Below are 15,203 nucleotides of genomic sequence, written 5' to 3'. Positions count from 1 at the left end.
TGACCGAACCCGGTGTCGCTGGTGGGTGGTCGTGGTCACGATGGTGAGGCGCGGTTATCGCTGGGGTGCCCTCAACGGGCGCAGTAGCATTACGCGGGTGGATTGGGACGATTTCCAAGCAGCCCTGTTCGATCTCGATGGTGTAATCACGCCGACCGCCGAGGTGCACATGCGCGCCTGGCGGGACATGTTCACCGCCTTTCTCGGAGCCCGTCCCGAGCAGGCGGCGTACACCGACGACGACTATTTCCGCTATATCGACGGCAAACCGCGGTACGACGGTGTCCGGTCTTTCCTGCTGTCGCGTGGCATCATGCTGCCCGAAGGCAGCGGGGCCGCCGAATCATCCCGCGAGACGGTCAGCGGGCTGGGCAACCTCAAAGATGAAATGTTCGCGGACACCCTCCAGCGGGACGGCGTCCAGGCGTATCCGGGGTCAGTCGCGCTGCTGGACTACCTCAGCGATCGGCCCATCGTGCTGGGCATCGTCTCGTCCTCGCGGAACGCGGTAAACGTGCTGAAGGCCGCCGGATTGCTTGAGCGGTTCGCGTTCGTCGTCGACGGTAAGGTCGCCGCACAACAAGGCCTACCCGGTAAGCCAGCCCCCGATACGTACCTCCACGCTGCCGGCCTCGCCCAGGCGAGTGCGACGACGTCCGTGGTCGTTGAGGACGCCACCTCCGGGGTGGCCGCAGGGCGCGCTGGTCGATTCGGGCTCGTTGTCGGGGTCGACCGCGGCGCCGGCGCCGATGCCCTCACCAGCGCCGGTGCCGACATGGTGGTCACCGACCTCGACCAACTCATTGATACCGCACAGCGCACCGACGACAAGGAGCGCAGTTAGTTGAACACAGACCAGTTCATTGACCCGCTGAATCGCAGCCGTTTCCCGGTCGATCCGTGGGCGCTGCGTGAGACGGCATACGACGGCGCGGACCTCGGAACGACCGAATCGCTGTTCGCCGTCGGCAACGGCTACCTCGGCATGCGGGGAAACCCCGAAGAAGGCCGTGAGGCATCGGTACACGGGACCTTCGTCAACGGATTCCACGAAACCTGGGCGATCCGGCACGCGGAAGAAGCTTTCGGATTCGCGCGCACCGGTCAGACGATCGTGAACGTCCCCGATGCGAAGGTGATGAAGCTATACGTCGACGACGAGCCGCTGTTGCTGGCGACGGCCGACCTGGAGCAGTACGAGCGCACGCTGAGTTTCACCGAAGGTGTGCTGCGCCGGGACATCGTCTGGCGTACTCCGGCCGGCAAGCGGGTGCGAATTACCTCCAAGCGGATGGTCTCGTTCACGCAGCGACACCTGGCGATCATGTCCATCGAACTGACCATGCTCGATGGCGACGCCCCCATCGTGGTGTCCTCGCAGATCCTGAATCGCCAGGACGGCCGCGACGAGTACCACGTACCCGCGCACGCGATGGGTGCCAAGTTTGATCCTCGCAAGGCTGCCGTGTTCGAAGGTCGAGTGCTCGAACCGCAACTGGATTGGTACTCCGATCGCCGGATGATCCTCGGGTTCCGCTGCGTGAACTCGCAGATGACCCTCGCTGTCGGCGCCGATCACTCGATCGAGACGCAGAACGCCTATGAAGAACTCAATTCGAGCGACCTCGACTTCGCCAAGAAGGTGTACCGGATCCACGCGGTGCAAGGGCAGTCGATCACGATCCACAAGGTTGCGGCCTACCACACCTCGCGCGGTGTGCCCGTACGCGAGCTCGTCGACCGGGTGCGTCGCACCCTCGACCGCGTGCGTGATCACGGCATCGATACCTACGAGAACGAGCAGCGCGAGTGGCTCGCCGACTTCTGGGCCGCCTCGGATGTTGAGGTCGACGCCGACCCGGCGATTCAACAGGCCATCCGCTGGAATATCTACCAATTAGCGCAGGCGAGCGCCCGCGCCGACCAACTCGGCGTAGCAGCCAAGGGGGTGACCGGGTCCGGGTACGAGGGGCACTACTTCTGGGACACCGAGGTTTACGTGATGCCGTTCCTGACCTACACGGCTCCCTCGATGGCCCGAAACCTGCTGCGGTTTCGGTGGAACATGCTCCCGGCGGCGCGCGAACGTGCACGCGAATTATCGCAGCGCGGCGCGTTGTTCCCGTGGCGCACGATCAACGGTGAGGAAGCGTCGGCGTACTACGCCGCGGGAACCGCGCAATACCACATCAACGCGGACGTCGCGTACGCGTTGGTGCGCTACGGCATGGTCACTGATGACGAGGCCTTCGTGCGCCGGGAGGGGATCGACATTCTGGTCGAAACCGCCCGGATGTTCGCTGATCTCGGGTTCTGGCGCAATAACGGCAATCGCGAGTTCCACATCCACGGCGTCACCGGCCCGGATGAGTACACGACTGTGGTGAACAACAACCTGTTCACCAACGTCATGGCGCGATTCAACCTGCGCCACGCCAGCCGGCAAGTGCGTGCGCTGCAGGGTGAAGACCCGACGGCGTACGCCCGGATGGTCGAGCGGGTCGGCCTGGAAGTGCATGAGGTCGACGAATGGGCCGCAGCCGCGGAGGGGATGACGATTCCGTACGACGAAGCGCTCGGCATCCACCCGCAGGACGACCACTTCCTAGACCGTGAGTTATGGGACCTCGCTTCGACGCCGCCCGAGAACAAGCCGTTGCTTCTGCACTACCACCCGTTGGTGATCTACCGGCGCCAGGTGCTCAAGCAGGCGGACGTTGTTCTGGCGCTGTTCCTGCAAGGCGATCACTTCACCAAGGAACAGAAGCGCGCGAACTTCGAGTACTACGACCCGATCACCACAGGAGACTCCACGCTATCTGCTGTGGTGCAGTCCGTCATCGCGGCCGAGGTCGGGTATCACGACATGGCGCTGCGGTATTTCCTGCACGGGCTGTTCGTCGATTTGGCCGACCTGCACGGCAACACCAGTGACGGCGTGCACGTGGCGTCGGCCGGCGGTGTGTGGAGCGCGCTGGTGTTTGGGTTCGCCGGTATGCGTGACTATGACGGTGCACTGTCGTTCGACCCGCGATTGCCCGCACAGTGGCCGCGGATGAGATTCGTGCTGACCGTGCGCGGCAGCCGCTTGGAAGTGACGCTGCAACAGCGCGCGATCGAGTTCGTCTCGACTGGCGAGGTGGAGGTTACGGTGCGCGGTACGCCGCACCGGGTCCTACCAGGTGTCCCGCGCAGTGTTGAGCTGCAAGATCAAGGCGAGCGCATCGCGGGTGTGATCGGCAGCGAACCCCTGATCGGAGGTCGCCGCCAGGACGGCACGCTGATGACGGCGAGCGTCCCCGAGGCGCCTGCGGAGATCGACGACGGCGCCACCCCCTACGGGTGAATAAAGTTGCATAGTCATGCATAATCATTCGTATGACTTTTAGGGCTGCAGTAGCGGGAGCGAGTGGGTACGCCGGGGGCGAGATCATCCGGCTGTTGCTCGCGCACCCCGAGATCGAGATTGGCGCGTTGACGGCCGGCGGGAACGCGGGGACGCGACTTGGTGAACATCAACCACACCTGCTTCCACTGGCTGACCGTATCCTCGCCGAAACCACCGTCGATGCGCTGAGTGGGCATGACGTCGTGTTCCTGGCGCTTCCGCACGGTAAGTCCGCTGAGATCGCCAGCGAGCTCGGCGACGAGTGCGTGGTCATCGACTGTGGCGCCGACTATCGGCTCACCGATCCGGACGCCTGGATCCGCTGGTACGGCGGCGAGCACGCCGGTAGTTGGCCGTATGGGTTGCCCGAGTTGGCCGCCCAGCGGGCCGCGATCACCGCTGCACGGCGGATCGCGGTGCCGGGGTGCTACCCGACCGTGTCCACGCTGACGCTGGCCCCCGCCGTTGCGGCGGGCCTCGTGGAGCCCGAGGTCGTGGTGGTGGCGGCATCCGGCACCTCCGGTGCGGGTAAGTCACTCAAACCGCACCTGCTCGGTAGTGAGGTCATGGGGTCGGTATCGGCGTACGGCGTTGGCGGTGCGCACCGGCACACCCCGGAAATCACCCAGAATCTCAGCCTGTTGAGCGAGTCAGATGTGAGCGTCTCGTTCACCCCGCTGCTCGTGCCGATGCCGCGCGGCATTCTCGCGACCTGCAGCGCACCGTTACGTGACGGAGTCAGCGCCGAGCAGATTGCCGAAACCTACGCTGCGGCGTACCAGAACGAACCGTTCGTGCACGTGCTGCCGTCCGGTCAGTGGCCCACTACAGCGTCCGTGCTGGGCTCCAACAACGTCACCATCCAGGCCGCCGTTGACGAGGACGCCCGCCGGTTGATCGCGATCGGCGCCGTCGACAACCTCACCAAAGGCACCGGTGGGGCCGCAGTGCAGTGCATGAACCTCGCCCTCGGTCTCGAGGAGACCCTCGGCCTACCGCAGACGGGAGTAGCGCCGTGAGCGTCACCGCACCTAAGGGGTTTCTGGCCAGCGGCGTCGTCGCCGGACTCAAGGCCAGCGGCAAGCCCGATGTATCGGTCCTACAGAACACGGGCCCGTCTTTCGCCGCTGCGTGCGTGTTCACCAGCAACCGGTGTAAAGCCAACCCGGTGCTGTGGAGCGAACAGGTCATCGCCGACGGTGAGGTGCGGGCGATCGCGACGAACTCCGGTGGGGCCAACTGCTATACCGGCAGCCGGGGGTTCCAGACCACGCACGCCACCGCCGAGCGCATCGGCGCGGCACTTGGCATCGGTGCGGGTGATGTGTTGGTGTGCTCGACCGGCCTGATCGGTGAGCAACTCGACGAAGTGAAACTGTTTGCTGGATTCGACGCTGCCATCGAGGCCTTGGACGCTGACGGCGGGCAAGACGCGGCGAACGCCATCATGACCACCGATACCGTCGCCAAGACTGCCGTGCACCGAGGCGATGGCTGGAGCATCGGTGGGATGGCCAAGGGCGCGGGAATGCTTGCGCCGGCGCTGGCGACCATGCTGGTATACCTGACCACCGATGCCGAGCTCAGCGCGGCCGAGCTCGACTCCGCGTTGCGTACCGCGACCTCGATGAGCTTCGACCGGATCGACTCCGACGGCTGCCAGTCCACCAATGACACGGTGAGTTTGATGGCCAGCGGCGCGAGCGGTATCCGGCCTGACCTTGACGAGTTCACCGCGTCGCTGAGTGAGTTGTGCCTGGATCTGGCGCTGCAGTTGATCCGAGACGCCGAAGGCGCCTCGCACGACATCGCGATCACCACCGTCGGCGCCGCGAACGAAGCAGATGCGGTGGAAGTCGGCCGGTCTGTGGCGCGCAGCAACTTGTTCAAATGTGCCATCTTCGGCAATGATCCGAACTGGGGCCGGATCCTCGCGGCGGTCGGTACGACCTCAGCGACGTTCGACCCGGAGCGGATCGACGTATCGATGAACGGCGTGATGATCTGCCGGGACGGCGAACCCGGTGAGAGCCGCGATCTGGTGGATATGACTGCTCGCGATGTGCAGATCCTGATCGATCTGAAATCGGGTGATTCCTCCGCGACGCTCTGGACCAACGACCTGACTACTGATTACGTTCACGAGAATTCGGCGTACTCCACATGACGAGCATTCCTACTGCCGCTGATAAGGCCGCAGTCCTGATCGAAGCGTTGCCGTGGCTGGAGAAGTTCCGCGGCGAGATGATCGTCGTCAAGTACGGCGGCAATGCGATGACCAACGAGAACCTGAAGCGCGCGTTCGCGCAGGACATGGTGTTCCTACATACCGTGGGGATCCGACCGGTCGTGGTGCACGGCGGCGGCCCGCAGATCAGCGCGATGCTGGACAAGTTCGGCATCGAATCTGAGTTCCGCGGGGGACTGCGGGTGACGACCGCCGAGAGCATGGACGTCGTGCGGATGGTGCTTGTCGGACAGGTCCAGCGCGAATTGGTCGGACTGATCAACGCGCATGGCCCGCACGCTGTGGGGATGTCCGGTGAAGATGCCCGGTTGTTCACGGCCGTCCGTCGCACCGCCACCGTGGATGGCGTCCAGGTCGACATCGGCCAGGTCGGCGACGTCGCGGAGGTCAACCCGGGCGCGATCGACGACGTCATCAACGCAGGCCGGATCCCGGTGGTATCGACGGTCGCGCCCGATGCAGACGGCGTGATCCACAATCTGAACGCGGACACGGCGGCGGGCGCGCTGGCGACCGCTCTCGGCGCGCGAAAGCTCGTCGTGCTCACCGACGTCGAGGGTCTCTACACCGACTGGCCGGATAAGTCGTCGCTGCGCAGCGAGATCAAGGTCAGTGATCTACGCGCTTTGCTGCCATCACTGGAATCCGGCATGATCCCGAAGATGGAAGCATGCTTGCGTGCGGTAGAGGGCGGGGTCCCCGCCGCATCTGTGATCGATGGTCGCGAGGCGCACTCGGTGCTGCTGGAGATCTTCACCGACGAAGGCAACGGCACCATGGTTTTGCCTGATATCCCGCTGCTACCCGATAATCCCACCGCCACTTCAGAACAGAAGGATGTGCACCACTCATGAGCGAGAGCTACGCCAACCGGTGGAACGCGAGCCTGATGAACAATTACGGCACTCCGCCGCTGATGCTGGTGCGCGGCGAGGGCGTCTATGTCTACGACGAGTCCGGTAAGCGCTACCTCGACCTGCTGGCCGGGATCGCCGTCAACATTCTTGGCCACGCGCATCCACGCGTTGTCGAGGCCGTCAGCAACCAGATCGCGGTACTTAGCCACGTCAGCAATCTGTACGCACACCCGCTGACCATCGAACTCGCCGAACGCCTGCTGTCGCTGGCCGGGCGCGACGGACGCGTGATGTTCGGAAACTCTGGCGCTGAGGCTAACGAGGCGGCCTTCAAGATTTCTCGGCTCACCGGCCGGCGGAAGGTCGTTGCGGCGGAAGGTGCGTTCCACGGGAGGACCATGGGGTCGCTCGCACTGACCGGTCAACCCGCCAAACAGGCGCCGTTTGCTCCGCTGCCGGGCGATGTCACGCACGTGCCGTATGGCGACGTCGATGCATTGCGCGCGGCGGTCGACTCCGAGACCGCCATGGTCCTGCTCGAGCCGATCATGGGCGAGGGCGGCGTCATCGTTCCGCCGGAGGGCTACCTGAAGTCCGCACAGCAGATCGCGCACGAGAACGGCGCATTGTTTGCGCTCGACGAAGTCCAGACCGGTATTTGCCGTACCGGTGACTGGTTCGCGTTCCAACACGACGGTCTCGCACCAGACGTGGTCACCTTGGCCAAGGGCCTCGGTGGCGGAATGCCCATCGGCGCGGTGATGGCATTTGGTGATGCTGCGCAACTGCTTACCCCAGGCAGTCACGGCAGCACGTTCGCGGGCAATGCGGTCTGTGCCGCCGCGGCGCTCGCCGTGTTGGACGTCGCGACCGAGACTGACCTGAACGGTGCCGCAAAGGCCCGCGGTGAGCACCTTGCCGCAGCGCTCTCGGACGTCACCGGTGACGTCCGCGGACGGGGACTGCTACGCGCGATCGACTTGCCAGGCGAGATGTCCGCGCAGGTAGCGCAAGGACTGCGGGACGCCGGATTCTTGGTCAATAACGTATCGCCGTCCGCGCTGCGCGTCGCGCCGCCGCTGATCGTCACCGATGAGCAGCTCGACACCTTCGTCGACGCGCTCGGCGCCGAACTCAAGGAAACATCATGACCCTGCGCCATTTCCTGCGCGATGACGATCTGTCGCCATCCGAACAGGCCGAAGTTCTCGCGCTCGCGGCAGAGCTGAAGAAGGACCGCTACGGTACAAAGCCGCTGGCCGGCCCGCAGGCAGTCGCCGTCATCTTCGATAAGTCCTCGACTCGAACGCGGGTGTCGTTCGCCACCGGGATCGCCGAGTTGGGTGGAAACCCGCTGATCCTGGACAGTGGTACCTCACAGCTCGGTCGCGGCGAACCGATCGCCGACACGGCCCGCGTACTCGATCGTCAGTGCTCGGCGATCGTCTGGCGTACCGGTGCCCAGGAGCGGATCGACGAGATGGCGCGCTACGCGCAGGTCCCGGTCGTAAATGCGCTCACCGACGAGTTCCATCCGTGCCAGATCCTCGCCGATCTGCAGACGATCAACGAGCATCTGGGCTCGGCCGCCGGGCGCACGCTCGCATATCTGGGCGACTCCGGCAACAACATGGCCCACTCGTACCTTCTCGGTGGCGTCACCGCGGGGATGCACGTGCGGATCGCCGGTCCGAGCGGCTATCAGCCCGATCCGGCGGTTGTCGCCGATGCGGAGAAGATCGCGGTGCAGACCGGCGGCTCGGTGCTGATCAGCGACGATGCTGCGGTCGCCGCTCGCGGTGCCGACGTGATCGCCACCGATACTTGGATCTCGATGGGCCAGGAGGGCGAGTCCGCCGAGCGAGCCGATATTTTCCTGCCGTACCAGGTCAACCAGGACCTGCTGGAGGCTTGCAGTGACGACGTGATCGTGCTGCACTGCCTTCCGGCCTACCGCGGCAAGGAGATCACCGCGGACGTCATCGACGGCCCACGGTCGGTGGTCTGGGACGAGGCCGAGAACCGGCTGCACGCGCAGAAGGCTCTGTTGGTCTGGCTGCTGGGCCAGCGATGAGCGCCCCCGCGACGAAACCGGCGCGCCAGGCCCGGATCGCCGAACTCATCGCGGAACACGTCGTCGAGTCCCAGGCCCAGCTACTGGAACTGCTTGCCGCGGGCGGCCACTCAGTCACCCAAGCGACGTTGAGCCGGGACCTCGAAGAGATCGGCGCGCACAAGGTGCGCACCGAGACCGGTCAGTCGCGGTATGTCGTACCCGCGGACGGTGTCGCGGCGCCGGTCACTGCCTCGCGCCTAGGTCGGCTGCTCAGCGAGTTGCTCACCGCGGTTGACGTGGCGCAGAACCAAATCGTGTTGCGCACTCCGCCAGGAGCGGCATCCTTCCTAGCGTCAGCGATCGATCGCGCGGCACTCACCGACGTGGTCGGGTCGATCGCGGGGGACGACACGATACTGGTCGTCGTGCGTTCGCCGAACAGGGCTCGTGCACTGGCAGACGAGCTCACCCAACTCGGCCAGTCCTGAGTACGCATCACCACCATCACACGAAAACAACCACACGACGTGGCCGAACCCGGCCGTCGCACAGCTGGAGGAAACATGGAGCAGAGTGATCAGAGCACCCGGTTGTGGGGTGGCCGATTCTCCGCCGGTCCATCGCCTGAGATGGTCGCGCTATCGCTGTCAGTGCATTTCGACTGGCGCCTAGCGAAGTACGACCTGCAGGGGTCACGCGCACACGCGCGGGTACTGAAGGCCGCGGGTCTGCTCGATGACGTAGAACTCGACCGCATGCTCACCGCGCTAGACGACCTGGAGAAGGACGTCGCCAGCGGTTCATTCGTCGGAACCGAGGCCGACGAGGACGTGCACACCGCCCTGGAACGCGGGCTGATCGAGCGGTTGGGAGCGCTGGGAGGGAAACTGCGCGCTGGCCGTAGTCGCAATGACCAGGTGGCCACGGACCTGCGGCTATACCTGCGCGATAACGTGCGGTCGATCGTGCGCGAACTCATCACGCTGCAACAAGCGCTGCTGGCGAAAGCGGAGGAGTACCGCGACGTCGTCGCGCCCGGTATGACGCACCTGCAGCATGCGCAGCCGATCCTGTTCGCGCATCAGTTGCTCGCGCATGTGCACGCCTTTGCCCGCGACGTCGATCGCCTGCGCGACTGGGATCGCCGCGCCGCGGTAAGCCCGCTCGGCGCCGGCGCGCTGGCCGGATCCTCGCTCGCGCTGGACCCGGTTGCGGTCGCTGCCGAACTGGGGTTCGACCGTCCGGCCGACAACTCGATCGACGCCGTGTCGGATCGCGACTACGTCGCGGAGTTCCTGTTCACCGCAGCGCTGATCGGCGTCCACCTCTCGCGAATCGGCGAAGAGGTCGTGCTGTGGAACACCACCGAGTTCGGGTGGGTATCATTGCACGATTCTTGGGCGACCGGATCCTCGATCATGCCGCAGAAAAAGAACCCCGACATCGGTGAGCTCGCCCGTGGGAAATCCGGACGATTTGTCGGCAACCTGATGTCGCTGCTGACCACGCTCAAGGCGCTGCCGCTCGCGTACGACCGCGATCTGCAGGAGGACAAGGAGTGCACCTTCGATTCGGTCGAGCAATTGCTGATGCTGTTGCCGGCCGTATCGGGCATGATCGCCACGATGACGGTGAACACCGATGCAGTCTCGCGCGGCGCCGGCGCCGGCCATGCGCTGGCGACCGACGTTGCGGAATGGCTGGTACGGCAGGGGATTCCGTTCCGAGACGCGCACGAGATCAGCGGTGCCGCCGTCGCCGCATGTGATGAACGTGGGTGCGAACTGTACGACCTCAGCGCCGCGGACCTCGCCGCCATCGACTCCCGGCTGACCAGCGACGTGCTTTCGGTGCTCACCGTGGACGGCGCGCTCGCGGCGCGTTCTACGCACGGCGGGACTGCGCCGTCATCGGTCCTTGCGCAGATCGACGGCATCAAGGCGTCGATCGCCGCTCAGCGGGCGTTTATCGATCCGGCGTAAGCGTGCGATCGTTACCGCGTGAGTTCTTCCGGCGCGATCCAACTGTGGTCGCGCCGGAACTCATAGGTGCGCTCATCAGCTCACGCGCAGGCGGCGAAACCGTGACCGCCAGAATCACCGAGACCGAGGCCTATCGTCAGGACGATCCCGCCTCACACACCTATCGCGGACGCACGCCCCGCAATGAGGTGATGTTCGGTGAGCCAGGCCATCTGTACGTGTACCTCTCGCACGGCATCCACCACTGCGTGAACGCGGTGAGTCACATCGACGGCCAGGCCGGCGGTGTGCTGATCAGGGCGGCGCGGGTCCTGGACGGTGAGGTGATCGCGGCCCGGCGTCGCGCCAACGCTCGAGATGCCGATCACCTGGCCCGCGGGCCAGGGCTGCTCGCACGAGCATTAGGACTGACCATGACTCAGGCCGGAGCCGACTTGTGCGACGCCGACAGCGACGTACAACTATTCAGTGACGGTGTGCGGCTGCAGATCAGCGCTGGCCCGCGGGTCGGCGTCCGCCTCGCGCCCGATGTGCCGTGGCGATTCTGGGCGAGCGCCGATAGGTCCGTGTCGACGTACCGTCGCTCGCCGCGTGCCGAACCCGTCGACGGGCGCGCGGCGCGCTCAATAGACTCTTAACGCCGCACGTTTACTTGATGATGATGAGGAAGAGGATGACCCACCTGCTCGACGATCTTGCCTGGCGAGATCTGATCGCCGACACCACTGACATCGACGCGTTACGCGCCGCGCTGGACGACGGGCCGATCACCCTCTACATCGGATTCGATCCGACTGCACCGAGCCTGCATCACGGGAACCTGCTGCAACTGATCACCTTGATGCGGTTTCAGCGAGCTGGCCACCGACCCATCGCGTTGGTCGGCGGATCGACCGGCCTGATTGGGGATCCAGGCGGACGGAACGCTGAGCGCCAGCTGAACCCGAAGGAACTCGTCGCTGAATGGGTGACGCGGTTGCAGGGGCAGGTGTCGAAGTTCCTCGACTTCGAGGGCGAGAACGCCGCGGTCATGGTCAATAACCTGGATTGGACCGGACCGCTGTCCGCAATCGACTTCCTGCGGGACGTCGGCAAACACTTCCGGGTCGGCAAGATGCTGGCGAAGGAGGCGGTCAGTACCCGGCTCGCCTCCGATGCTGGGCTGAGCTACACGGAATTCAGTTACCAGATCCTGCAGGGGATGGATTACCTCGAGCTATACCGTCGGTACGGATGTGCGCTACAGACGGGGGGATCGGATCAGTGGGGCAACCTCACCTCGGGCGTCGACCTCATCCGCCGGGTCGAAGGCGCGACGGTGCACGCGATGTCGACGAAACTCATTACCAAGGCGGATGGAACCAAGTTCGGCAAGACCGCCGGCGGTGCGGTCTGGCTGGATGCCGAGATGTTCTCGCCGTACGCCTTCCACCAATTCTGGCTCGGCGCGGATGACCGGGACATCGAACGGTGGATGAAGGCATTCAGCCTCAAACCACGGGAGGAAATCGAAGATCTCATCGCGCAAGGCGCCGATAAGCCGCACCTGCGCATCCCGCAGCGCGCGCTCGCCGACGAACTCACCACGCTGGTGCACGGCGCCGAAGAGTTAGAGGCCGCAGACCTCGCCGGACGCGCCCTATTCGGCCGCGCCGAACTTGCGGAATTGCCCGACTCGACGCTGGCGGCCGCGCTGAACGAAGCAGGGTTGATTGACGTCACCGTGGACTCAGCGCAACTGCCGAGTCTGGCCGAACTGTTCCGCGACAGCGGCCTGGCCAAGGGGCTTGGCGATGCCCGCCGCGCGATCACGGAGGGCGGCGCCTACCTCAACAATCAGCGAGTGAGTGAGACCGACGCGGTGCTCGCCGAATCCGACCTGCTCTCTGGCGGACTGATCGTGCTGCGGCGCGGAAAGCGTCAGGTCAAGGGAGTGCGGCTCAACCGCTGATCGCCGCAGCGAGTTGCGGGGCGAGTTGCGCGCTGGCCGCCTTCGAGATGTGTTTGCCGTCGCGATACATGAACGTGTCGTCGCGGACGGTCTGACACACCCCGTCCGGACACAACTCGTCGCGTAGATCGAGGTACGACGCACCGGCCTGCTCCGCCGCATCGTGCTCCGCCTGCAGCGGAAGCGACTGCAGCTCGTCGGCGTCGCTACGACTCTGCGTCGCGCCACACTGCGCGCTTGACTGCGCGAAATCGATGAGCGCGCAGTGTGCGGTCGTCCAATAACCGCCACCAGGGTTGTAGAAGTGCGGAATGACGCCGATTACGACCACGTCATGTCCGGCCGAACGCAACTTACTGATCACCGAACTCAGCGCGGTGTCCCACAGGCTGGCTTTCTTCTCGGCGGTCTCGGCGACCTTGCCGGTGTTCGGATCTTCCAGCGTGGTCCCGTCGTTGAGAATCTCCGAGGCCGCCGCCGAGATGACCACCGTTCCCGGCGGCCGCTCAGTGAGCCAGGTCAACGTCTCGTCGACGTACTCATCGCAATCGGCCGTGTGCAGATTCGACGCGTGCGACGACGCGAGGATGAACGGGCAGCTGCTGCGCGCGCCGACGATCAGCCGCTGCTGAGTCTGCTCGGTCGCCTCAATCAAACCATCGCTATACATTCCGGCGTTCGAGTCACCGACCAGGTACACGGTGTCCGAATACTCCGAATGCCAGGTACAGCCCGAGAGGTCACGCTCGGGGAGCGGACCGCCCTCATGACAACCTTCGTCGTACCCCTCCGGATAGGTCTCAGTCTGCTTGGCAGCGTCGGTCAGGCGGTCGTTACCCCAGTGGTGTTTCGTCCCATACCCGTAGGCCAGGAACACCAGCAGCGGAAGCAGCATCGCCGCAGCTGCCACGCGCACAACCCCGGTCGACGGCGGGCGGTCCGCCGTACGCCGACGCAGGCGGAACGTCCCTCGTCGGATCGGTTCTTCTACGAACCGGTAACTCAGCCAGGCGGGGACAATGGCCACGAATCCAGCGAGCAGGACCGCCGATTCGGACGTCGGCCACAGTAGCGACGCGAAGACGATGAATGGCCAGTGCCATAGGTACCAGCCGTACGAACGATCGCCGATCCACGTCATGGGCTTGCACGACAACAGGTCGGTCACCGGCCCGCCACTGGTGCCGGTGATGATCAGCAGCCCGGTGAACGCTACCGGGGCAAGAGCCACCCACCCGGGGAACGGCATCGTCGAATCGATCCAGTAGAAGCACCCGACCAGCCCGGCCAGACCGAAAATGGCGAGCGGTTTCGCTATGTACGCTGCGATCGTGTAGCCCTGGTGCAGCGCGAGCGCCACCAGGATGCCGGCACCGAACTCCCATGCGCGAGTCGGCGTCATGTAGTACGCGAACTGCGAGCCCGACGAGATGCTGTCGACGAGGTCGTACGACGTGGACAGCGAGAAGACGAAGGACGCCGCGCTGACGAACAGCACGCTCAGCGTGACGGTACGAATACGTCCCCGAGCCAGCCGCCACGCGAGCAGCAGCAAGAACGGGAACACGAGATAGAACTGTTCCTCTACCGACAGTGACCAGGTGTGCAGCAGCGGCAACTCGTCTGCGGCGCGGTCGAAGTAGCCCCCGACGCGGCCGAGGATCGCAATATTGCCGGTCCAGATCGATGCGCCGATACCGACCGCAGCGGTGTCCTGTTGAAACCCGAAGGGGGACTGCAGTAACGCTGAACCCAGGAGCGTGCCGACCAGCATCAGCGCGAGTGCCGGCATCAATCGCCGGATCCGTCGGACATAGAACTCGCGGATCTTGATCCGCGAGGAACGGACCAGCTGACGCAGCAGCATGGCCGTGATCACGTATCCGGAAATAACGAAGAACACGTCGACCGCGACGAAACCGCCCGGCATGTCGACGCCGCCGTGGAAGAGGACCACTGTGATGACGGCCAGCGCTCGCATGCCTTGGACGTCCCACCGGTGTGCCGAGGTGGGCGATTCCATGCGCTTGGGCTGGATCGGCTGATCTAAGGTCGCTGCGGTCTGGATGCGGGGCTCCCGGCTCTCTCCTCGATGCGCTGACACGCGGGTGGCATCAGGCGCTCCAGCCCGGCTGGCTGGACGGCATCGCCTGTATAGCAGGAAAATACCCGCGCCCGAGTGAGATCGACGCTAGCCCGCGCGACTTCACAGCCCCGCCGGTGCGCCAGGTCACAAGCGAAGAAGTTGACGGAAACCCGGAATGCGCATAATGTTCTCCTTGCTTCAAGAACAACGCGAAACACCAAGCGGAAACGCACCGGATAAGCCTGCAAGGGCCCGATTCCGAGAACAGCAGTGAGAGGTTTCGCGAAGTCTACGGCACCAAGCTGATTCGTCAGTCTCCAGCAATTGTCCTTCTGGGCGCCGCGGGAGAAGACGGGGAACCAAGCGGTCGGGACTGTTTGAGAAGTCACTTCCTAATAGGAACTCGAGTCGCTAATCCGAATCGAATTCACTAACAGAGAGTGGCACTGATAGGTCTCCAATTCGGAGTGACTCAGGTCGCAAAGACGGAGATTGACAGTGTAGGACGATCCCGGTAATGTTTTCCGGGTTGCCTCCGGGGCCTGCTGGTTGTGGGTTTGGGTGTGCGTCCGATCTTTGAGAACTCAACAGCGTACTTGAAAGTCAGTGCCAATTTTTTTATTGTCCTCGGGCAT

General features: G+C 64.5%; 12 protein-coding genes. 11 read left to right on the top strand and 1 reads right to left on the bottom strand.

Going from position 1 to position 15,203, the window contains the following annotated elements; all coding sequences use genetic code 11:
* Positions 1-97 precede the first annotated feature (97 nt).
* The 11 genes from E1H16_RS03840 to tyrS all read left to right on the top strand — a co-directional run bounded on the left by E1H16_RS03840 (position 98) and on the right by tyrS (position 12,482).
* Complete coding sequence (locus E1H16_RS03840) at positions 98-844, top strand: HAD family hydrolase (RefSeq protein WP_134322398.1); 747 nt, start codon at positions 98-100, stop codon at positions 842-844.
* Positions 845-3,346 carry a glycoside hydrolase family 65 protein gene (locus E1H16_RS03835; protein ID WP_134322397.1) on the top strand — a complete coding sequence of 834 codons (2,502 nt, stop codon included), beginning with the start codon at positions 845-847 and terminating at the stop codon, positions 3,344-3,346.
* 32 nt (positions 3,347-3,378) lie between these two features.
* Positions 3,379-4,407, top strand: coding sequence for an N-acetyl-gamma-glutamyl-phosphate reductase (gene argC, locus E1H16_RS03830; protein WP_134322396.1), 1,029 nt, complete (start codon positions 3,379-3,381; stop codon positions 4,405-4,407).
* Positions 4,404-5,555: a bifunctional glutamate N-acetyltransferase/amino-acid acetyltransferase ArgJ gene (argJ, locus tag E1H16_RS03825; RefSeq protein ID WP_134322395.1), complete on the top strand. Its 1,152-nt coding sequence runs from the start codon at positions 4,404-4,406 to the stop codon at positions 5,553-5,555. Before argC ends, argJ begins: the two co-directional genes overlap by 4 nt.
* Positions 5,552-6,490: an acetylglutamate kinase gene (gene argB / locus E1H16_RS03820; RefSeq protein WP_134322394.1), complete on the top strand. Its 939-nt coding sequence runs from the start codon at positions 5,552-5,554 to the stop codon at positions 6,488-6,490. The genes argJ and argB overlap by 4 nt, the downstream gene beginning before the upstream one ends.
* Entirely contained in the window at positions 6,487-7,644 is a 1,158-nt protein-coding gene (locus E1H16_RS03815; protein WP_134322393.1) for an acetylornithine transaminase, read from the top strand. Before argB ends, E1H16_RS03815 begins: the two co-directional genes overlap by 4 nt.
* On the top strand, positions 7,641-8,567 hold the full coding sequence (gene argF / locus E1H16_RS03810; protein WP_134322392.1) for an ornithine carbamoyltransferase: 927 nt from the start codon (positions 7,641-7,643) through the stop codon (positions 8,565-8,567). Before E1H16_RS03815 ends, argF begins: the two co-directional genes overlap by 4 nt.
* Positions 8,564-9,037, top strand: coding sequence for an arginine repressor (gene argR, locus E1H16_RS03805; protein ID WP_134322391.1), 474 nt, complete (start codon positions 8,564-8,566; stop codon positions 9,035-9,037). Before argF ends, argR begins: the two co-directional genes overlap by 4 nt.
* Before the next feature lie 75 nt (positions 9,038-9,112).
* Positions 9,113-10,531 carry an argininosuccinate lyase gene (argH, locus tag E1H16_RS03800; protein WP_134322390.1) on the top strand — a complete coding sequence of 473 codons (1,419 nt, stop codon included), beginning with the start codon at positions 9,113-9,115 and terminating at the stop codon, positions 10,529-10,531.
* Between the two features lie 2 nt (positions 10,532-10,533).
* Positions 10,534-11,169 carry a DNA-3-methyladenine glycosylase gene (locus E1H16_RS03795; RefSeq protein ID WP_134322389.1) on the top strand — a complete coding sequence of 212 codons (636 nt, stop codon included), beginning with the start codon at positions 10,534-10,536 and terminating at the stop codon, positions 11,167-11,169.
* 35 nt (positions 11,170-11,204) lie between these two features.
* Entirely contained in the window at positions 11,205-12,482 is a 1,278-nt protein-coding gene (gene tyrS, locus E1H16_RS03790; protein WP_134322388.1) for a tyrosine--tRNA ligase, read from the top strand.
* On the opposite strand, the gene E1H16_RS03785 is transcribed toward tyrS, so the two are convergent.
* Positions 12,472-14,505: an acyltransferase family protein gene (locus tag E1H16_RS03785; protein WP_134322387.1), complete on the bottom strand. Its 2,034-nt coding sequence runs from the start codon at positions 14,503-14,505 to the stop codon at positions 12,472-12,474. The two genes, tyrS and E1H16_RS03785, sit on opposite strands and share 11 nt — an antisense overlap.
* Between the last annotated feature and the right edge of the window lie 698 nt (positions 14,506-15,203).

This window comes from Cumulibacter soli (assembly GCF_004382795.1).
GTDB classification, from domain to species: Bacteria; Actinomycetota; Actinomycetes; order Mycobacteriales; family Antricoccaceae; genus Cumulibacter; species Cumulibacter soli.
This window is presented reverse-complemented; position numbering and strand designations above follow the sequence as displayed.